This is a genomic window from Microbacterium sp. H1-D42 (assembly GCF_022637555.1).
Classification (GTDB): domain Bacteria; phylum Actinomycetota; class Actinomycetes; order Actinomycetales; family Microbacteriaceae; genus Microbacterium.
In genome coordinates this window covers 2,723,892-2,743,239 of the sequence record NZ_CP093342.1, presented here as the reverse complement: position 1 = coordinate 2,743,239, position 19,348 = coordinate 2,723,892, and the positions used below count along the sequence as shown (strand labels likewise).

Here is a 19,348-nt window from a genome sequence, read left to right as displayed (position 1 = left end):
GATGCTGGAGAGCGCGGACAGTTCACGACGACGTGAGCTGGAGCTGAGGGCGTACGCGCCCGGCGGCGGGTTGTCGGATGCTGAGGCAGCAGAGCTGCACGCCCTGACCGACCGGGGCGCTGCGCGCCGCCGCGAGCTGCAGCGCCGCGCATTCACGCCTGGCGGTGGGCTGTCGGATGCTGAAGCGGCCGAGCTTCGGGAGTTGGATGCCGCGGAGGCAGCCCGTGCGCAGGCCGCGTCGCTCGGTGCGGAGAGGGATCCGCACGCGGCGCCGATCGCCCCAGCGCGCGTGTCGAGAGCGGCCGCCGACAGCATCCGCGCCGCACCGGAGATCATCCCGCCGGAGCCGGTCCGGTCCGAGGAAGACCTCCAACCCGAGACCGAGACCGAGCTCGCCAGCTCCCAGCCGCGCACGCGGCGCTGGGTGATCCCTGCCGCAACGGGTCTCGCGCTGCTGATCGGCTTTGTCGGCGGCTGGCTGGCCTTCGGGCAGCAGAACGAGGCAACGCCGAAGATGTCCGCCGATCAGGCCGAGCTGAAGAATGACCTCGAGGCGTCGGGGGACTACGACCCCGGATCCCTCACGTTCCGGGGTGAGCAGTACGGCGTCACGGTGTGGACGGGCACGGCCAAGAAGGGCGTGAGTGAGTGCATCATCCTCAACCGGGGACCGGCCACCCAGCACGAGTGCCGCACGATCGATGAAGCTCGCACGTCGGACGAATATCTAACGGCCACCCTGGACTCGACCGGTGACGGCGACCACTGGGTCTACTGGGCGACGATGGTGCAGGACATCACCGGACGGGATACGACCGTGATTCAGCGGTCCGAGATCGTGGAGTCCACTGACTGGACAGCGCAGTTCACCCCCGAGGAGGTCGAGCTGGCGCGCGTTCTGGAGGCGCAGAGCGTCGATCCGAACGCACTGAGCATCGTCGGCTACGACGGGGACACCCCGATCTGGCTGGGCTACGCGCCCGAGCAGTGCCTGTACGTCGTGACCCAAGGCGCCAACGACGTGCTGAGCTCGTGCGAGGTGTCGGACGACGGGCAGGTGACCGAGTTGACCGTCGAAGGCACGACCTACTCGGTGCGCACCTCTGACACGAGTGCACCGGTCCTGACCGTCACCAAGACCGCGGAGGCGCCGGATGCTGGATGACGCCGCACGCGCTCGCCGCCGTGAACTCGAGCACAAGGCCTATGCACCCGGCGGCGGCCTGTCGGATGCCGAAGCCGAGGAACTGCGGGGCCTGACACGACCTGCCGAGTCAGAGCCTGTCGCAGTCACCCCGACCCCGGCCGTCACCGCACCCGCTCCTGAGCGCCCTGAGCCCCACGAGCGAGACGAAGCGCCCTTGGAACGCCCTCCGGCCCCGGAACGGGCGGAACGCGACGAGGGACAGGGACCACCTCAGCCACCGACGGCTCCCGCAGAACTCGCGAAGCCCCCTCGCCGTTGGCTTGCTCCGCTCGCGGCCGTCCTCACGCTCCTCCTCGGATTCGGCGCCGGTTGGCTCGCCTTCGGTCGCGACGGCGGCGCGCCGGCGATGACCGGCGCCCAGCGCGACGTGTGGATCGAGCTGCAGAAATCCGATGACCTCGATGCCGGCTCCATCGAACTGGTCGGCTCGAAGTATGGCGTCGATGCCTGGACCGCGACCAAGGACGACGGCGAACTCGACTGCTTCTTCCTCACGGGCGGCAGCGAGACCGGTGGCAGCGAGCGGTATCCCACGCCCTCGTGCGTGCAGTCGGATCGCGAGGGCAACGAATTCGGCTTGCAGGCCAGCGCCTCGATCGAGAACGACGATCGCTGGGAGACGGTCTGGGCCTCTCTGATCGAGGACATCACGGGGACGCAGGTCCTGGTCATGCAGCGTCAAGACGATGACCAGGAGTGGAACTGGCGCTCGCAGTACTCCGGCGACGAGCTGCCGATCGCCGAGTTCCTCGACAGCAAGGGCTTCCGCGGAGACATGCTGCAGTTGATCGGCTACGACGGTGACGTCCCGATCTGGCTGCATCAGGACGCGCAGAACTGCGTGCTGGTCGCGACGGCCACCGAGATCTCGGCTCAGGCGTGCGGTGGTCTCGACTCTGCGCGAGCCCTCGACCTCTCGGTGCCTGGGGCCACGTACAGCGTGCGCATGACCGATTCGCGGGGTCCGCTGCTGACCGTCATCCGCACCCCGGCATCCGTGGTGTGCGACGTCGATTCGGGGTACTGTGCCACAGCAGATGACAAGACCGGCTTCCCTGAGGAGTGATCAGACCCGATCGGCGAGGATCGCCACGCGTCCGGCGGGCGTGCGGGTGAGGATCAGCGTGGCCGCCTTCGAGCCCTTCAGATTCAGCTTCTTGCGGAACGCGGCAGGATCGATGTCCATCCCGCGCTTCTTGATCTCGAGCCGCCCGATGTCGTTCGCACGCAGGGCGGCGCTGATCGCCTTCACGTGAGCCGGCATGGTCTCGCGCACCCGGAACGACTGCACGAACGGACTCGTCAGCGCGGCATCGCCGGTGAGATAGGCGATCTGCTCGTCGAGCATGCCGGCCTCCAGCATCCGCCCCGCCTCGCCGATCAGCCGCGCGCGGATAACCGCGCCGTCTGGCTCATGCAGGAACGCGCCGAGTTCGCGCACCGGCTCGTCTTCAGCATCCGCCGCCGCCGTCAGCTCGTGCGTCTTGCCGTCGCGCACGACCAGAGCCGCTCGTCGGATGCCAGGGCGCGCCAGCACGCCGCTCCACAGCACCAGCTCGACGACACTGCCATCGGCACTGACCCACTGCGCCTCGACATCGTCGGGGATGAGGTCGCGGTCGAGGCCGGGGCCGAGCTTGATGCCGGTCGGGTGTGTGCGGGCGACGCCTGCGCACCAATCCAGAGACGGCGACCAATCAGATGCTGAGGTGCGACGCGTCTCGCTGTGCCCGGCGGTCCGTCGCGCCGGATCCAGCCAGATGGCGCCCTCTGTGGGGAGGGCGTCCTCGGCGAGGCCCTGGCGGACGGTCGCCTCGAAGGGAGCCAAGTTATAGGCGGCGATCGCGGCGGTGACCTCGTCAGCATCCACCGCCGTCACGTCCAGCCCGGCGGCGGCGAAGGCGAGGCTGTCGCCGCCGATGCCGCAGCCGAGATCGGTGACCGTCGTGATGTCGGCCTGGCGCATCCGCACGGCGTGCAGCGTGGCGACGTGCAACCGGGTGGCCTGCTCGAGCCCGGCCCTGGTGAACAGCATCCGTGCGGCGAACTCGCCGAACTTCGCGTGTGCCTTCACTCGCAAGTGCGCCTGACCGACGACGGCAGAGACGAGTTCGGGGGAGTGCCCGGCAGCCCGCAGCCGTGAGACGGCCTTCGCCACATCCGCTGATGACTCGATCGGGCCCACCTCGTCGAGCAGGGCGAGCCCCTCGCGAGTGAGCAGTGCGGTCAGTTCACCCATCTCCACACGCAAAGCCTACGCGCGGCGTTCGATTGGCACTCGCATTGCGTGAGTGCCAGCCGTCGGCATACACTGGAGTTAGCACCCTCGGTATGAGAGTGCTAATAGTCTTCTGATCTCCAGTCACGAAAGAAGAGGTACACCGTGTCGGTTTCCATCAAGCCGCTCGAGGACCGCATCGTCATCCAGCAGGTCGAGGCCGAGCAGACCACCGCAAGCGGTCTGGTCATCCCTGACACCGCCAAGGAGAAGCCCCAGGAGGGCGAGGTCGTGGCAGTGGGCCCCGGCCGCATCGACGATAACGGCAACCGCGTTCCGCTGGACGTCGCCGTGGGCGACCGCGTGCTCTACAGCAAGTACGGCGGCACCGAGGTCAAGTTCGGTGCTGACGAGTACCTCGTGCTCTCGGCTCGCGACGTGCTGGCGGTCGTCGTCCGCTGACGCACCCCTCGAATCACCAGAAGGACCCGGATGCCTGGCATCCGGGTCCTTCTGCATTCCCCTATCAGCCCCCATCGACCCCCTATCGATCCCCCGGGTGCCCCCGTCAACCCTCGGGATCACCCCCGATGCCGCGGCAGCCGCAGCCGCGCACACTCTTCTTAGGCGCCAAACGGCACTCTTTGATGAAGGGGATCAAAATCATGGCTGCGAACGACAACATCAACGTTCTCGGAGCTCAGTGGAACCTCGGGCTCGACGTCCAGGACTCTGGCAACGACAACTCGACGAACGACTCGAACAACGACCTGCTCTCGAACAACGACACGGACGTCAGCGACTCGGGCAACGACAATTCGGACAACTCGGACAACTCCGACAACTCCGACAACTCGGACAACTCGGACAACTCCGACAACTCCGACAACTCGGACAACTCCGACAACTCGGAGAACGACGACTCCATCAACGACTCGTTCCAGGTGAACGACTCGTTCCAGGACAACTCGGTGCACGACTCGGGCAACCAGACGCTCTATGACCACTCGGTCAACGCAGGCATCCGCCAGTACGACACCGGAATGGGCGACCTCAACATCGGCGTGGGAGACGGCGACTTCGCCGCCATGTCGAAGATGCACGGCGGCGGCGCTGATGTCGACATCGACATCGACGCGCGCACCACGGTCAACGACCAGTCGGTCAACCAGAACATCACCACCTCCTCCGGCAGCGGCGGAGCGGCGATCGCAGTCGGCGGAGACGCGGACGGCGGCTGGGGCGGCCCCGCGTTCTCGGGGGCGGCCGGCGGCGACACCGGCAACGGCGGCAACGGCGGTGCGGGCGGAGCAGGCACGGGCGGCGATGGCGGCCTCGGCATTCTCGGCTCGGGTGGTTCCGGAGGGGCGGGCACCGGCGGTGCCGGCGGCGCGGCCGGCGGCAGCGGTGCCGGCGGAGCTGCAGGGTCCTTCGCGGGCTCGGGGGACAACGACGGTGGTGCCGGCGGAGACGCTGGTGCGATGGGCGGCGGCGCGAGCGGCGGCAACGTCGGTCAGTACTTCGGCCAGAGCAGCAATATCGCCTCGGGTGACAACTCGATCGCAGCTGGCGGCGACGTCGACGTCCGCAACATCGACACCGACATCGACATGGGAGACATCTCGATCGGGAACACGTGGAACACCGATTCGTTCAATGAGGACTTCTCTGACAACTGGTCGATCAACGACTCGTTCCAGGACAACTCGATGACCGACAACTCCGACAACTGGAGCGTCAACGACTCGTTCCAGGACAACTCGAACGAGACGGACGTCGATGTGGATGTCGACGTCGACAACTCCAACGTGCTCAGCCCCAACGCTGACGCGAACGAGTTCGACTTCTGAGACTGAGAAGCCGCATGACCTGCCCGGCCGTCCACTCTGGTGGACGGCCGGGCACACCACTAAACTCCTGAAGCATCTGATCCGGAGCGAAAGCCATGTCTGAGGAACACGAAGTCCCCGGGGCCGATGACGGCCTGCAGGACACCGTCTGGGGAGACGGTCCGTTGTTCGACCCTTTCTCGACCGATTCGTTCAGCCAGGAGCTCGTCAATATCGACGAATCAGACTGGGGAGATGCGGACCTGTTCTGGGACGACGATGCCACTGGCGTCGCCGACCCTGGCAGCGACGCACCAGAGGGCGACCTGCTCGGCTGAGAAGCACGGCAGCCAGCATCCGCGCGCAAGAGGGGGACAAGTGCCGGAGCACCGCAGTACCGAACAGACTCAGATCGTCGACGTCATCCACGATGTCGGCGATCTCGCCGCGTCCGCGGGCCGTCAGGATCTCGCTGCACGATTGGCCAACACCCGCGAGCGGCTGGCAGATCCTGCCGTGCGGGTGATCGTCGTCGGCGAGTTCAAGCAGGGCAAGAGCAAGCTCATCAACGCCCTCGTCAACGCACCGGCATGCCCGGTGGACGATGACGTGGCCACCAGTGTGCCCACGAGCGTCGGTTACGCGGAGCAGCCGTCGGCCTGGGTGGTGGAGCAGCCCACCGGCAACGGCGCCGCACCGAACAGGCGCGAGATCCAACTCGAGCAGCTCGCCGACTACGTCTCCGAGCGGGGCAATCCCGGCAACGAGCGCGGCATCGTCTCGGCTGAGGTGCTGCTGCCGCGCGAGATCCTGCGCGGCGGGCTGAAGCTCGTCGACTCGCCAGGCGTGGGCGGACTCGAATCGTCGAACTCGCTGGCCACGCTGGCAGCGCTCTCCAGCGCGCACGCGGTGCTGCTTGTCTCGGACGCCTCGCAGGAGTACACAGAGCCCGAGGTGCAGTTTCTGCAGCACGCCATGCGGATGTCGCCCAACGTCGCCGCGGTGCTGGCCAAGACCGACCTGTATCCGGAATGGCGACGCATCGAAGAGATCGACCGCCGGCACCTGAGCGGTCACGATGATGTGCCGATCTTCTCGGTGTCGAGTGATCTGCGTCTGCTCGCTGCCGAGCTGCAGGACCGCACACTCAACGACGAGTCCGGTTTTCCGGCGCTGGTCGCGCACCTGCGTCGTGAGGTGCTCGGCCGCGCCGAGGTCATTCACGAGCGCAGTGCCGTGCACGAGCTGATCTCGGTCGTCGACCAGCTGGAGATGTCGCTTCGGGCCGAGCTGAACGCACTGGTGAACCCCGAGGACACCCCGCGCATGATCGCCGAGCTCGAGGCCGCCAAATCCAAGGCCGATGAGTTCCGCGGACGTTCGGCCCGCTGGCAGGTGCTGCTGACCGACGGCATCGCCGACCTCGTCGCCGACATGGAGCACGACGTGCGCGACAGACTGCGCAAGGTGCAGCGCGAGGCAGAGCGCGCGATCGACGACGGCGACCCCGGCCCCATCTGGGATCAGATCCGCGAGTGGCTCGATCAGCGCGTGACCGCGGCCGTTTCGGAGACCTTCGTATGGACGGACGAGCGCTCGCGGTGGCTGGCCGAAGAGGTCGCAGAGCTGTTCAGCCAGGACCAGTCCGACATCCCGATCCACGACGTCTCGGACATCACCGGAGTGCTCGACGTCGTCGATGACATCTCCGGCCTCGACGCCGGGCAGCTGGGCGCCGCAGAGAAGATGTACATCGGCGTGCGCGGCTCGTACGGCGGCGTGCTGATGGTGGGGCTGGCCACGAGCCTGGTCGGCATGGCCCTGATCAACCCGCTCTCGCTGCTGGCCGGGGTGCTGGTGGGACGGCGCGCCTATCGCGAGGACATGGGCAACAGGCTCAACCGCCGCCAGCAGGAGGCGAAGGTCATCGTCCGCAAGTACATCGACGAGGTGACCTTCCAAGTCGGCAAGCAGCTGAAAGACAGGCTGCGCCTGGTGCAGCGCGCGACCCGCGATCACTTCGGGTCGCTCGCCGAGGAGCTGCACAGCTCGCTCGCCGACGCGCTGCTGCGCGCCAAGCAAGCGGCAACCGGATTCTCGGCGACGCGCGACCAGCGTATCGGGGCGCTGCGCACTCGCATCGGCGATCTCGAGAACGTGCGCAAGACCATTCCCGCGCTGCCGCCGGCGCCCACACCGGCGCTCCGAGCGGGCGCACAGCCGGCCGCGATCGGCGCGAAGGTGGAAGCATGATGGCAGCCACAGCGCAGCTGGACGCGCCGGCGCACTCCGTGATCGCAGAGACCGAGGATCTGCTGCGCACCGCGCGCTCGGTGTACGCGGGTGATCGCGAGGCCACCGCCCTGATCGACCGGCTGGAGATCCGCCTGCACGAGCCGCTGCGGCTGGCTCTGGCAGGCATGGTCAAAGCCGGCAAATCCACGCTGCTGAACGCCCTGCTCGGCGAGCGGATCGCCGCCACCGACACGGCCGAGTGCACCCGCATCGTCACCTGGTACCGGTACTCGCCTACTCCGGCGATCACCATGCACCTGCGTGACGGGCGCTGCGTGCGAATGCCGATCCGACGCGAACACGGACTGCTCGTGTTCGATCTCGACGGGCGCACTGCCGAGGAGATCGAGTGGATCGACGTCGGCTGGCCGCTGGATGGGCTGCAATCGCTCATCCTCATCGACACCCCTGGCATCGCCTCGCTCTCCGGCGACACCTCGGCCCGCACGGCGCGCTTCCTCACACCCGAGGACTCGCCGTCGTCGGCGGACGCCGTCGTGTACCTGATGCGCCATCTGCACGGCTCGGACGTGAAGTTCCTCGAGGCCTTCCGCGACACGGCCGCCGGTGCGGCGCAGAGCGTGTGCGCGGTCGCCGTGCTCTCGCGCACCGACGAGGTCGGTTCGGGCCGAATCGACTCGCTGCTGTCGGCCCGTCGCGTCGCCAAGCGCTACGAGCGCGACGGCGATCTGGCGGCCCTCGCACTGGGCGTCGTGCCGGTCGCGGGGCTGCTCGCGGAGGGGGCACGCACACTGCGGGAGAGCGAGTACATCGCCTTCCGCGAGCTCGCCGGCCTCGAGCGCGCCGCGCGGGAGAGCCTGCTCGTGTCGGCGGACCGGTTCGTCCGCCCCAGCGACGCCACCGGGCTGAGTGTGCCGGTGCGCGAGGAGCTGCTGTCGCGGTTCGGCATCTTCGGCGTGCGGCTGGCGACGGCGATCATCCGCGGCGGCGTGACGAGCTCGTCCGAGCTGTCGGATGCCCTGGTGCATCAGAGCGGACTGATCGAGCTGCAGGACTTCGTGAAGGCGCAGTTCCAGCCTCGTGCCGAGACGCTGAAAGCGCGCGGCGTGGTGCTCCAGCTGCAGGCGCTGCTGCGCCGTTCGCCGCGCGCCGGCGTCGACAGCATCCGAGCGGGGATCGAGCGCTTCACCGTTTCGGCGCACGTGCTGCGTGAGCTCTCGCTGCTCGCTCAGGCGCGGTCGCGCGGCCTGCCGCTGCCGGCATCGGACGCCGAAGACGCGGCGCGCATCCTCGGGGCGGCCGGAGTGACCGCATCCGACCGCCTGGGTCTGGCCGCCGACGCGACGCCCAGCGACATCGCCGACCGGACGAGCGCTGAGATCGACCGCTGGCGTGCGCTGGCGGCTTCTCCGCTGGCCGAGCGGAGCACGCTGATGGTGTGCCAGGCGGTGTTGCGCAGCCTGGCGGCCATCGCCTCAGAGGTCGGACTGGCCCGACCCCTGCGGCCCGCGCCGAACATCGTACCGGCGGGCGGACCAGGCGACGCCTCCGGGCAGGATGCTGCTGAGCAGGGCGAGCAGAACCAGGGCGGCCTGCGCCGCAAGAAGCGGCTGCAGTGGTTCCCCCTTCGCCCCGAGCGCCACCCACTCGGGTGACAGCAGCACCAGCAGCAGCAGCACGCCGAACGTCAGCAGCTGCCACCAGCGCACCTGGCGCCGGCGTCCCATGAACGACACCAGCAACGTGACCTGCGTGAACAGCACCGCGACCATCGCGCCGAACACCACCCAGAAGATGATGTCGGCCGCCCGCTCGTAGGTCACGTCTTCGCGACCTGCTGTCGCGGTCTTCGCGACCTCAGTGATCTTGGGCAGCAGGTCCTGCCGGATCACGAACATGTACACGATCGTGAATGCGCCGACGGCGAAGCTGAGCACCCAGAAGAACAGGCTCAGCCGGATCGAGAACGGCGGTGTCGCCTTGACGATCACCGGGGCCAGGTTGGGACTGGCCATCGCCGGGCGGGTCGGCAGTTCGCGCGAACCGTACGGCGCGACCGACTCGGCGCCTCCTCCCTGGGACGAGGGAGGAGGCGCTTGAGTCCTGCGCGGAGTGTCAGCCATCCTCGAGCGGCGCATCGACCGCTGTGTCATCGAGCGCGGCACTGGAGGCGTCGGCCTCGTAGGTGTCGCCGCCACCGGAGGCCATGTCGCCCTCCAGCAGGTCGGCGGGCTCTGGCACATCGGCCGGCGGGGGAGGAGGCGCTGCCGACTGTGCGGCCGCTGTCGCGGCATCGGTGGCAGTGTCGACCGCACCATCGGCCGCATCTGTTGCCGTCGTGACAGCGTCAGGCGTGACGTCGTCGGCGCCGTCGCCGGTCGCGTCTGCGGGAATCGTCTCGTCGGTGGCATCCACCTCGGCCGCGCCGTCTTCAGCATCGCTGCCGCCGCCGGTCTGGTTGAAGCTGCCGTCGTTGGTCTCGTTGCCGATCGACACGTCGCCCATCGACACGTCGACATCGGAGTCGACGACCGAGACGTCATCGCCGGCGGCGATCGAGTCATCGCCAGAAGCGACCACGGCCTCCTGGTCGAACACCTGGGTGACGTCGCCGCCCTCTGTCCAGATGTTCTGGTTCACCGACTGATCGACGATCGTCGATCGCGCATCGATGGTGGTGTACTGCTGCACCATGCGGATGATCTCGCGCACCGTCTCATGGTCGTCCGGCCCTGGAGGCGGCGGAGGCGGTGGATTGTCGTGGTGGACCACTCTCGGATTGTCGACGATCACCGGACGAACGGCGGCGACGTCGGCCATGCAGACGCCTTGCAGTCCGTTGTCGGCGAGCGTCGCGGTCGGTCGTGCGGCGAACTCCCCAGCCGCATTCGGATCGTTCAGCAGACTCAGGATGAACCTGATGAGTGCGTCCGCGATGGTCTCTACTGGTGAAGTCATCTGCAAGCCCCCTTAACTTCTTCAACTTCTCTTTCGCATCCTGGCTCAATGCCCCTCAGCCGCCAGGATCACACCTTGACTCGGATCGTATGCGCAGCCATGCCCTCACGGCATCGGGGGTTTACCCGATACCCGATGGGGGGTTCACGGGGGTTGGTCCGAAGACCCCGCGCTGACGCCGCCGTCCCCCAGCAGCTGGCGCAACCGTGCGAGCAGCGCCGAGCGCGACGTGGCGCCGAGACGGCGCCTGATGTGCGCGATGTGGTGCTCTGCGGTGCGCGGGGAGATGAAGATCGATTCGCCGATCTCGGCGTAGGTCTTGCCCTGCACGACCAGTCGCGCGACCTCGATCTCCCTGTCGCTGAGCACCTCTTCAGCCGGCGCCTGCGTCGTGCTCTCGACATCGTCGCTCGTCGTCGGAGTGGGGCGCCTGGTGCCGTCGTTCGGATGCAGTTCGCGGGCGCACGCGAGAAGCTGAGCCGCCACCTTGCGGTCGTCGGTGCGCGCGGCGCCGTGACCGGCGAGCCGTGCGGCATCCCACATCAGTCCGATGCCGGCGAGTCCCTCGGCGGCGCTGACCACGGCATCCGGATCCACCGTTCCCGCCAGCACATCGGTCCACACGCGTCCCGCCTTGGCCATCCCGGCGGCGACGCGGCTGTGAGCGGCCGCGGCGACGAGCGCTTTGGCGTGCGGAGCGAGGCGGTCTGGTCGGCCGAGCAGGATGCCCTGCTGGATGCCGGCCCAGTGCACGTGCGCCGACCAAATCGGCGGGCTGCCGAGTCCCTCGACGATCTGCAGTGCGCGCGTCAGCTGCGCCTCGACCCGCGGTGCATCGCCGATGCGCGCCGCTGCGCTGACCAGCTCGGCGAGCGGATGCAGCAGATACAGGTCGACATCAGCGCGCAGCAGGCTGCCGCGGGCTTCGAGCCACGCCGCCTCCAAGCCCGAGGCGTCGTCGTACCGACGTGCGATCGCGACGCGGACGGCATGCAGCATCAGCGCGTCGCGGGTCGGCAGCGTCGTCTCAGAAGTGGCGACCGCTCGATCCAGCAGCTCCTTGGCGTCGACCGGGTGCGCGCGCTGCACGGCCACCCACGCACTCCACAGCAGCAGGCGCGTGCGCGCCCACGGTCCGCCGTGGTCACGGGCGATCGCGTCGTCGAGCACGGTCTGCGCGGTGACGAGTCTGCCGAGGTTCAGCGCGGTGATGGCCGCGATCACCGCCGGCAGCTCCACCAGAGCGCCGGCGCGACGTGAGCTGGAGTACATCTCGGCGGCGCGCAGCAGCGTGGGCAGCGCATCCTCGCCGTCCTCTGGCGTCATCGTGCTGTGCAGCCCGGCGCGAAGCAGCTCCATCGCGACGCCGAAGGCGGAGGGGATGGCATCCGGCACCGCCGGCTGATCGGCAACAGCATCAGCATCGATCTGGCCGACACCATACGCGGCGACGGTCGCGTTCGCGCGCGCAGTGATGTCCTGCGGCGGGGCAAAACGGAACACCTCGTTCGCCTGCGTCATCATGGCGCGCGCCGACCACATCGCGGCCGAGACCGTCGCCATCGAGGAGAGGATCTCGCCCGAGGCGGTGCGCAGCACTTCGTCGACGAACCCTGTCGCCTGGTCGAGGTCGCCGGCCGACCACGCGGCATGCGCCCGGCGCACCGCGAGCGGATGCGGGTCTGCCCCGCACTCGACTGAGGCCTCGTAGAGCTCGCTCGCACGAAGGGGCTGGGCAGAGAGCATTCGATCGGCGCTGGCCACCAGCGCATCCGCGACCCGCACATCGCGCACGGGTCGCAGCCCGTCGCGGTGCTCCAGAGCCTCGGGAAAGCGGGCGCACAGGTCGATCAGGCGATGCGTCGGAAGCGCTTCGCGCACCGCTTCGCGCACCAGCGGTGCGGCGTCGCCATTGCGCAGCAGCAGCCCCTGGGCATAGCCCTGCATGACCCAGTCGTCCTCCGGGGAATCCGGCATGGCGTGCGACTGGGCGGGTGCTGCGACACAGACCTCCTCGACAGCGTGACGCAGTTCGTCATCGCTGGAGTCGAGCCGATGGATGATCAGTTCGGCGAGTGAACGATCCAATTCACCGTGCGCGCCGTCGTGTGCGCAGTCGCGCGCATCGTGGTGCTGCACCGCGGCGGCGACCAGCCATGACATGCCGAGCGTGGCCTGCAGGATGTGCTCCACGCACTCGTCGGACATCGTCATCTCGAGCGCGACGAGATGGTCGAGCACGTCCGACCGCGACACATGACCGAGCACGATCGCGGGCACCTGCTGCTCGAGGCGGCGGGCGATCGCGCGCACGGCGGGCCGTGCGGGCCACGGTCTTCGCGCGACGATCAGAGCCGCAGTCGGGTCATCGGCGCGCTCACCGAGTTGGGTCAGCTGCGCGTCTGAGAGCAGGTGCAGGTCGTCGACGAGCAGCACCTGCGCGGCCGGGATCTCATCAAGACCGTCGGAGGCGTCTTGTACGAGCAGCACGTCACGGGATTCGTCGAGGAACAGATCGTGCAGGTGCTGCAGGCCGGTCGACTTCCCCGATCCTGCCGTGCCGACCAGCGCCGCTCGCGGCGTGCGCATGCCGACCGCGTCGAGCGCCGGACGCAGCTGACGCTCCCACGTCAGCGGGGCATTCGACTGAGGACGCTCTGCCAGCGTCTCGGAGGTGATGGTCATGGCGTCGGGGGCCGCTTTCGATCAGGGTGCCGGGTCGGCTGCTGGCGGATCCGTCGGCGGCGGTGACGGTTGGGGGGACGGGTCTGCGGGCGCTGACGTCGGCGACGGTTCTGGAGCGGGGTCCGTCGTCGGATCAGGCGCTGGTGTGGGGTCCGGTGTCGGGTCCGGTGCGGGGTCAGTCGTCGGTGTCGGGTCCGGTGTCGGATCGGGGGTCGGGTCCGTGGTGGGCGTGGGGTCGGGTGTCGGATCGGTCGTGGGATCCGGGGTCGGATCGGGTGTCGGATCCGGGGTCGGTGTCGGGGTCGGTGTCGGTGTGGGTGTCGGATCGGGGTTCTCGACCTGAGGGCCACCGGCCGGCTGGGCACCGGGATCCGGCGACGATGTCGGAGTGCGCGGCCCCGGATCGGCCGCGTCTGGGGCCTCCACCTTCGGACCACCCCGGCCTGGGGTCGCGTCCGGCGTGCGTGACGCATCGCGTTCTGACGGCGACGACTCATCGCCGTCCTCGTCATCGTCCTGGTCGTCGGAGTCCTCTGCCACCACCGGCGTCCCGCCGAGCACCGAGAATCCGGATGTCGAGCGCAGCAGCGACATCGTGCCTGGACCGTTGGACGATCCCTCGTGAGATGCGCCCTTCGCGGAATCGATTCCGGTGCCGAGCGGCGTCGTAGAGGCGAACACGATCCCGCCGGCGACGATCACGGCGCCGGCGACCAGCGCCGTGGCCGCGCCATACGGCACCCGAATCCGGCCGGACGGGCGCAGGGCCGCGAGGGCCAAGCGATGGGTGGCGGGCTCTGGAACCTCCGTCAGCTCGGACTCGGCGAGTGGGGCTGGGGCTTTCTGCAGACGCGCCCACGCCGCGTGCGCCGCGCCGATGGCTGCGGCGTACTGCGGATTCTCGGGCACCGTGAGCGGCAGGTCGATGCGTTCCGAGAGCAGCTGGGCGATCAGCGGGATGCGCGCGGATCCGCCGATCAGGATGATCTCGTCGAGGTCACTCGCGTCGATGCCCGCAGAATCCAGCGCCTGCTCGAATGAGTCCACCGTCGCGGCGATCGCGGGGCGCGCCATCGCGTCGAGCTCCGACCTCGTGACGCGCACGCTCGTCGAGGCGCTGGCGAGTGTGACCGGCACTGCCGCATCGGCGCTGAACGACAGCGCCTCCTTGGCCGTGGTCACGGCGCGGCGGGCATGCAGCAGATCGGTGCGCATGCTGACCGCGAAGGTCTCGGCGGCATCGGGTCCGGTCGTGATCTGGGGATTCTCGCCGCCGGCTGCGCCGACCAGGTTGAGTACGTGACGAAGCAGCGCGGCGTCGACGTCGAATCCGCCGACCTCGAGCACCTGCGGCTCTGCCAGCAGATCCAAGCGGCGAAGCACGCTCGCTTCGAACGTGCTGCCCCCGAGGTCGTAAACCCCCACCTGATGGCCGCGTGCGTCGCTCGAGGCGTAATGCTCCACCGCGACGACCGCTGATGGCACCAGCAGCACATCGGGTAGGCCGAGCCCGCGAAGACGGGTGCTCACAGCATCCATCCGATACCGCGTCCAGCCCGTCGGATGCGCGACCGCGACGGCGCCGGGCAGCATGCCGCGCTCGGCGGCCACCGTCGACACGATCCACAGCGCCATCCGCGCGAAAAGCTCCTCGGCGGGCATCGCGAATCCGCCCACCACGATCGGCACATCATCGCCGACCGATCGCGTGAAATCACGCACCAGGCGCTCGGGGTGCTCGAGCCCGCGCTCGGCGGCCTCGGCACCGAAGCGCACGTCACCCTCCTCGGTGACATACGCGAGCACCGCAATCTCGGCCCGCTCGCGCCCCACCGCAAGCGGTACCACCTGCAACCCTTCGCGCTCAGCAGCGCTGGCAGAGACCGTCGTCACACTGGTCGTGCCTACGTCGAGCGCGAGTACGTATGACTCGCCCATCACTTCCGCCGAATTCCCCAGTCATCCAAATCCTGGATGCCGCAACTATAAGACTTTCTTCGTGCTATGGGAAGAGTGATCTACGCGCGTAGCCGCCGTGCCGGCGTGAGGAGGCAATAGGGTGCTGAAGTGACATCCGATCTCTCCGCGTCCCCTGCTGCTGCGCGTGGAGCCTTTCGCAGCGGCGTCGCCTTCACTGTCGGCGCGTACCTCATCTGGGGTGTGCTGCCGCTGTACTTCCTCGCCCTCGCGCCGACCGGACCATGGGAGGTCGTCGCCTGGCGCGTGCTGCTCTCGTTCGTGTTCTGTCTGATCCTGCTCACGGTGATGCGCGGCTGGTCATCACTGTGGAGGGTCGTGCGCCGGCCGGCGCTGCTCGGATGGACCGCTCTTGCCGGTGTGCTCATCTACGTGAATTGGCAGGTCTTCCTGATCGGAACCCTCAGTGATCGGGTCATCGAGACGAGTCTGGGCTACTTCATCAATCCGATATTCACCGTGCTGCTCGGCGTCATCGTGCTGCGTGAGCGCATCACCAGGCTGCAGGCCGTCGCGATCGGCATCGCGGCGGTGGCGGTCGTCGTCATCATCGTCGCGTACGGTGCCTTCCCGTGGATCGCCGTCTCGCTGACGGCGTCGTTCGGTCTGTACGGCCTGGTCAAGAAGCGAATCGGCGCCGCCGTCGATGCTGTCAGCGGCCTCACGCTGGAATCCTTCTGGCTGATCCCGATCGCCGTCGTCACCCTTATCGTCGTCTCGCAGACCGAAGGCATCACGTTCGGCACGGTCTCGCCGCTGCACACCGCACTCGTTGCAGGAGCCGGCATCGCCACCGCCGTGCCGCTGCTGCTGTTCGCCGCAGGCACCAGACGCATCGATCTGAGCTTGGTCGGGATGTTCCAGTTCATCACTCCCGTGATGCAGTTCCTCGTCGGGTGGGCACTGCTGGGGGAGCCCATGCCGCTGGAGCGCTGGGCGGGATTCATTCTGGTGTGGATCGCGATCATCGTGTTCGTGATCGATCTGGTGCTGCAGAAGCGGCGAGGCCGGCATGAGGCGCCCGCTCCCGTGCTGTGACGGATTGTTAGGCGACCGAGACAGAACGTGGAGCGTTCTGTGCGCCTGAACCCATAGTGTGATAGACACCCGAAAGTGGTTATCCACGTTCAGTTACGCAAGGGAGCAACATGAACGCAATGAAGGGCTCGCGTCCGGCGAGGATCTTCGCGGGGATCGCGCTGATCAGCGCGACCGCACTGGTCATCGCCGGCTGCAGCAGCACGCCGACAGACAAGCCGTCAGAAGGCGGCGACAAGCCGGCTGCTGTCGATCTGACGCTCAAGCTGGGATCGCTGCTGCCGGCCACCGGCACGCTCGCATTCCTGGGCGCGCCGATGGAAGCCGGTGTGCAGCTCGCGGTCGCACAGATCAATGAGGCCGACGCCGGCATCACCGTCGAACTGTCCACGGGCGACGAGGGCGACCTCGACAACAAGGCGTACGAGACGTCGGTCTCGAAGCTGCAGAGCGAGGGCATCACCGCCATGGTCGGCGCCGCATCGTCCAGCGTCACGAAGCTCATCCTCGACGGCAACGTCGGCGCCGGCATCGTCACCGTCTCGCCGTCGAACACCTCGGCCGACTTCACCGGCATCGACCCGATGTACTTCCGCACCGCACCCAGCGACAACCTGCAGGGCGAAGTGCTCGGCAACCAGATCGCGGAGGACGGTCACACGTCGCTCGGCATCATCTACCAGAACGACCCTTACGGAACAGGCCTGGCGAAGGCCATCGGCGACACGTTCAAGGCCGCCGGCGGCGAGGTGGTCGCGGAGACCTCGTACAACCAGGGTGATGGTCAGTTCAACGCCCAGGTCGACGAGGTTGCGGCCGCGAAGCCGGATGCTGTCGCGATCGTCTCCTACGACCAGTTCGCCACCATCGCCCCGCTGCTCGGCAACGCCGGCGTGGACACCGGCAGCCTGTACCTGGTCGACGGAAACCTCAAGGACTGGCCCGACCTCTCGGTCGACCTGACCGGTTCCAAGGGCACCCGTGCCGGCGCTGTGCTGCCCGATGACTTCATCGACCAGCTCAACGAGGTCTGGACTGCTGAGGGCAACGACCCGATCGATGCCGTCACATACTCGGCAGAGGCCTACGACGCGACGATCCTGATCGCACTCGCTGCCCTGAAGGCACAGTCGGTCGAGGGCGCGGACATCGCGGGCAAGATGCGCGAGGTCTCCGGTGGTGAGGGCGACGGCGAGAAGTGCAAGACCTTCGCCGAATGCGCCACCATCATCAACGACGGCGGCACTGCCGACTACGACGGCCTGTCCGGCGAGGTCACGTTCGACGAGAACAACGACCCCAAGGGTGCAGCCATCGGCGTCTACGAGTTCGGTGCTGGCAACGTCCAGACCCGCATCAAGTAAGCACGAGTGAAGAGAGCCCCGGATGCGATGCATCCGGGGCTCTCTTCACTGCTCTCAGCGGATTGTTCTCGGCAGATCAGGCGGCGTCCTGGCCGAGAGTGCCGAGGTACAGTCCGATCACCTTCGGGTCGTTCAGCAGGTCGCGACCGGTGCCCTCGTAGGCGTCGCGGCCCTGATCGAGCACGTAGCCCCGGTCGCAGATCTGCAGGCAGCGGCGGGCGTTCTGCTCGACCATGATCGTCGTCACGCCGGCCTTGTTGATGTCGGAGACGCGGATGAACGCGTCATCCTGACGCACGGGGGAGAGACCGGCCGAGGGCTCATCGAGCAGCAGCACCGACGGGTCCATCATCAGGGCGCGCGACATCGCCACCATCTGGCGCTCGCCGCCTGACAGCGATCCGGCACGCTGCCCCAGTCGCGAGCCGAGCTCGGCGAAGATGCCGGTGACGAACTCGAGACGCTGCTTGTAGATCTTCGGGTTCTGGTACAGCCCCATCTGCAGGTTCTCGGCGATGGTCAGCGACGGGAAGACGTTGTTCGTCTGCGGAACGAAGCCGACCCCGCGCTTCACGAGCTTGTCGGCCTTCAGACCGAGAATGCTCGAGCCGTCGACGGTGATCTCACCGTCGCGTACATGCACCATGCCGAAGATCGACTTCAGCAGGGTCGACTTTCCGGCGCCGTTCGGTCCGATGATGCCGATCAGCTCGCCCTTGCGGGCGACGAGGTTCGCACCGTTGAGGATGTTCACCCCGGGAAGATATCCCGCGTGCACGTCCTTCAACTCCACGACGATCTCGCGGTTATCGGTGTCAGGCTGCGGTCCTGAGTCCGTCGAAGGGTCGGTCATTTCTGCTCCTCCTCGAGCTCTGCCTCGGCCTCGGCCTCGATCTTCTCGCGGATGCGGGTGGCGGCAGCATCCGACGCCGCGGCGTCACCGGAGACGACCGAGATGCGCCCGGTGACCTCACCGAGGTCGACGTCCTGATGGGCGCCGAGATACGCGTCGATGACGGCCGGGTCCTCCATCACGGTTTCGGGCGGGCCTTCTGCGACCACCCGACCTTCGGCCATGACGACGACCCAATCCGCGATGTGGCGCACCATGTGCATGTCGTGCTCGACGAACAGCACGGTCATGCCGCGGTCCTTCAGCCCCAGGATGTGATCCAGCAGCGACTGGGTCAGGGCCGGGTTGACTCCGGCCATCGGCTCGTCGAGCATCACCAGCTGTGGGTTGCTCATGAGCGCGCGCGCCATTTCGAGCAGCTTGCGCTGGCCACCGGAGAGCGACGCGGCGAAGTCCTTCTCCTTCGCATCCAGTTTGAACAGCGTGAGCAGCTCGCGCGCCTTCTTCTCGATCTCGATCTCCTGCTTCCGCCAGAGCCCGGGGAACAGGCTCACCCAGAACTTCTCGCCGGGCTGATCGGGCGAGCCGAGCTTCATGTTCTCGAGCACGGTAAGCAGGGACAGCGCCTTGGTGAGCTGGAAGGTGCGCACCTGGCCCATCCGCGCGACCTTGAAAGAAGGCACGCCTGCCAGGTTCTTGCCGTCGTACTGCCAGGTGCCGCTGTTCGGCTTGTCGAAGCCGCACAGCAGGTTGAACAGTGTCGTCTTGCCGGCACCGTTCGGACCGATCAGCGCTGTGATCGCGCCGCGGGGGATCTCGAGGTGCTCGACATCGACGGCGGTCAGGCCGCCGAAATGCCGCTCGACCCCGTCGACGACGAGGATCGGATCGACTTTGGCGACGCCGGGCTTCGCCGGCCCCACGGCGAGGCCGGTCGCCTTTTGGCGCTTCTCGCTCGACTGC

Annotated in this window: 15 protein-coding genes; 9 read left to right on the top strand and 6 right to left on the bottom strand. The window is 67.8% G+C overall.

The features are described 5' to 3' along the window. Position 1: 1 nt before the first annotated feature. Positions 2–1,165 (top strand): hypothetical protein, encoded by a 1,164-nt coding sequence (locus tag MNR00_RS13050; protein ID WP_241926348.1) that lies wholly within the window; start codon positions 2–4, stop codon positions 1,163–1,165. Beyond that, entirely contained in the window at positions 1,155–2,273 is a 1,119-nt protein-coding gene (locus MNR00_RS13045; RefSeq protein ID WP_241926347.1) for a hypothetical protein, read from the top strand. The genes MNR00_RS13050 and MNR00_RS13045 overlap by 11 nt, the downstream gene beginning before the upstream one ends. Here MNR00_RS13045 and MNR00_RS13040 read toward each other — a convergent pair whose 3' ends face one another. Next, positions 2,274–3,452, bottom strand: a complete 1,179-nt coding sequence (locus MNR00_RS13040) for a class I SAM-dependent methyltransferase (RefSeq protein ID WP_241926346.1) — start codon at positions 3,450–3,452, stop codon at positions 2,274–2,276. A gap of 138 nt (positions 3,453–3,590) precedes the next feature. On the opposite strand from MNR00_RS13040, the gene groES reads away from it, so the two are divergent. From groES to MNR00_RS13015, 5 genes are all read left to right on the top strand, one after another. After that, entirely contained in the window at positions 3,591–3,887 is a 297-nt protein-coding gene (gene groES / locus MNR00_RS13035) for a co-chaperone GroES (protein ID WP_067242196.1), read from the top strand. Between the two features lie 203 nt (positions 3,888–4,090). After that, positions 4,091–5,275 carry a hypothetical protein gene (locus MNR00_RS13030; protein ID WP_241926345.1) on the top strand — a complete coding sequence of 395 codons (1,185 nt, stop codon included), beginning with the start codon at positions 4,091–4,093 and terminating at the stop codon, positions 5,273–5,275. A gap of 95 nt (positions 5,276–5,370) precedes the next feature. Next, positions 5,371–5,592 carry a hypothetical protein gene (locus MNR00_RS13025; protein ID WP_241926344.1) on the top strand — a complete coding sequence of 74 codons (222 nt, stop codon included), beginning with the start codon at positions 5,371–5,373 and terminating at the stop codon, positions 5,590–5,592. A gap of 40 nt (positions 5,593–5,632) precedes the next feature. Continuing rightward, entirely contained in the window at positions 5,633–7,507 is a 1,875-nt protein-coding gene (locus MNR00_RS13020; protein ID WP_241926343.1) for a dynamin family protein, read from the top strand. Beyond that, positions 7,504–9,165, top strand: a complete 1,662-nt coding sequence (locus tag MNR00_RS13015; protein ID WP_347271911.1) for a GTPase — start codon at positions 7,504–7,506, stop codon at positions 9,163–9,165. The genes MNR00_RS13020 and MNR00_RS13015 overlap by 4 nt, the downstream gene beginning before the upstream one ends. A 460-nt stretch (positions 9,166–9,625) precedes the next feature. On the opposite strand, the gene MNR00_RS13010 is transcribed toward MNR00_RS13015, so the two are convergent. The 3 genes from MNR00_RS13010 to MNR00_RS13000 all read right to left on the bottom strand — a co-directional run bounded on the left by MNR00_RS13010 (position 9,626) and on the right by MNR00_RS13000 (position 15,091). After that, entirely contained in the window at positions 9,626–10,468 is an 843-nt protein-coding gene (locus tag MNR00_RS13010; protein ID WP_241926342.1) for an IniB N-terminal domain-containing protein, read from the bottom strand. Between the two features lie 144 nt (positions 10,469–10,612). Further along, on the bottom strand, positions 10,613–13,153 hold the full coding sequence (locus MNR00_RS13005; protein WP_241926341.1) for a LuxR C-terminal-related transcriptional regulator: 2,541 nt from the start codon (positions 13,151–13,153) through the stop codon (positions 10,613–10,615). A gap of 21 nt (positions 13,154–13,174) precedes the next feature. After that, positions 13,175–15,091 carry an Hsp70 family protein gene (locus MNR00_RS13000; RefSeq protein ID WP_241926340.1) on the bottom strand — a complete coding sequence of 639 codons (1,917 nt, stop codon included), beginning with the start codon at positions 15,089–15,091 and terminating at the stop codon, positions 13,175–13,177. Between the two features lie 129 nt (positions 15,092–15,220). Between MNR00_RS13000 and rarD the strand changes: the two genes are divergently transcribed. Together rarD and MNR00_RS12990 are read left to right on the top strand one after the other, a co-directional pair. Continuing rightward, positions 15,221–16,168: an EamA family transporter RarD gene (gene rarD / locus MNR00_RS12995; protein ID WP_241926339.1), complete on the top strand. Its 948-nt coding sequence runs from the start codon at positions 15,221–15,223 to the stop codon at positions 16,166–16,168. A gap of 110 nt (positions 16,169–16,278) precedes the next feature. After that, positions 16,279–17,532 carry an ABC transporter substrate-binding protein gene (locus MNR00_RS12990; protein WP_241926338.1) on the top strand — a complete coding sequence of 418 codons (1,254 nt, stop codon included), beginning with the start codon at positions 16,279–16,281 and terminating at the stop codon, positions 17,530–17,532. A 76-nt stretch (positions 17,533–17,608) separates the two neighbouring features. Here MNR00_RS12990 and MNR00_RS12985 read toward each other — a convergent pair whose 3' ends face one another. Continuing rightward, positions 17,609–18,385 (bottom strand): ABC transporter ATP-binding protein, encoded by a 777-nt coding sequence (locus MNR00_RS12985; RefSeq protein ID WP_241926337.1) that lies wholly within the window; start codon positions 18,383–18,385, stop codon positions 17,609–17,611. Then, positions 18,382–19,308 (bottom strand): ABC transporter ATP-binding protein, encoded by a 927-nt coding sequence (locus MNR00_RS12980; protein ID WP_241928850.1) that lies wholly within the window; start codon positions 19,306–19,308, stop codon positions 18,382–18,384. Before MNR00_RS12980 ends, MNR00_RS12985 begins: the two co-directional genes overlap by 4 nt. Positions 19,309–19,348 lie beyond the last annotated feature (40 nt).

Excerpts from the sequence above, each read along its gene's own strand:
- MNR00_RS12990 (WP_241926338.1), top strand. The coding sequence starts at position 16,279 with ATGAACGCAATGAAGGGCTCGCGTCCGGCGAGGATCTTCGCGGGGATC.
- MNR00_RS13045 (WP_241926347.1), top strand. The coding sequence starts at position 1,155 with ATGCTGGATGACGCCGCACGCGCTCGCCGCCGTGAACTCGAGCACAAG.
- MNR00_RS13050 (WP_241926348.1), top strand. The coding sequence starts at position 2 with ATGCTGGAGAGCGCGGACAGTTCACGACGACGTGAGCTGGAGCTGAGG.
- MNR00_RS13015 (WP_347271911.1), top strand. The coding sequence starts at position 7,504 with ATGATGGCAGCCACAGCGCAGCTGGACGCGCCGGCGCACTCCGTGATC.
- MNR00_RS13030 (WP_241926345.1), top strand. The coding sequence starts at position 4,091 with ATGGCTGCGAACGACAACATCAACGTTCTCGGAGCTCAGTGGAACCTC.
- MNR00_RS13010 (WP_241926342.1), bottom strand. The coding sequence starts at position 10,468 with ATGACTTCACCAGTAGAGACCATCGCGGACGCACTCATCAGGTTCATC.
- MNR00_RS13005 (WP_241926341.1), bottom strand. The coding sequence starts at position 13,153 with ATGACCATCACCTCCGAGACGCTGGCAGAGCGTCCTCAGTCGAATGCC.
- MNR00_RS13025 (WP_241926344.1), top strand. The coding sequence starts at position 5,371 with ATGTCTGAGGAACACGAAGTCCCCGGGGCCGATGACGGCCTGCAGGAC.
- MNR00_RS13000 (WP_241926340.1), bottom strand. The coding sequence starts at position 15,091 with ATGGGCGAGTCATACGTACTCGCGCTCGACGTAGGCACGACCAGTGTG.
- MNR00_RS12985 (WP_241926337.1), bottom strand. The coding sequence starts at position 18,385 with ATGACCGACCCTTCGACGGACTCAGGACCGCAGCCTGACACCGATAAC.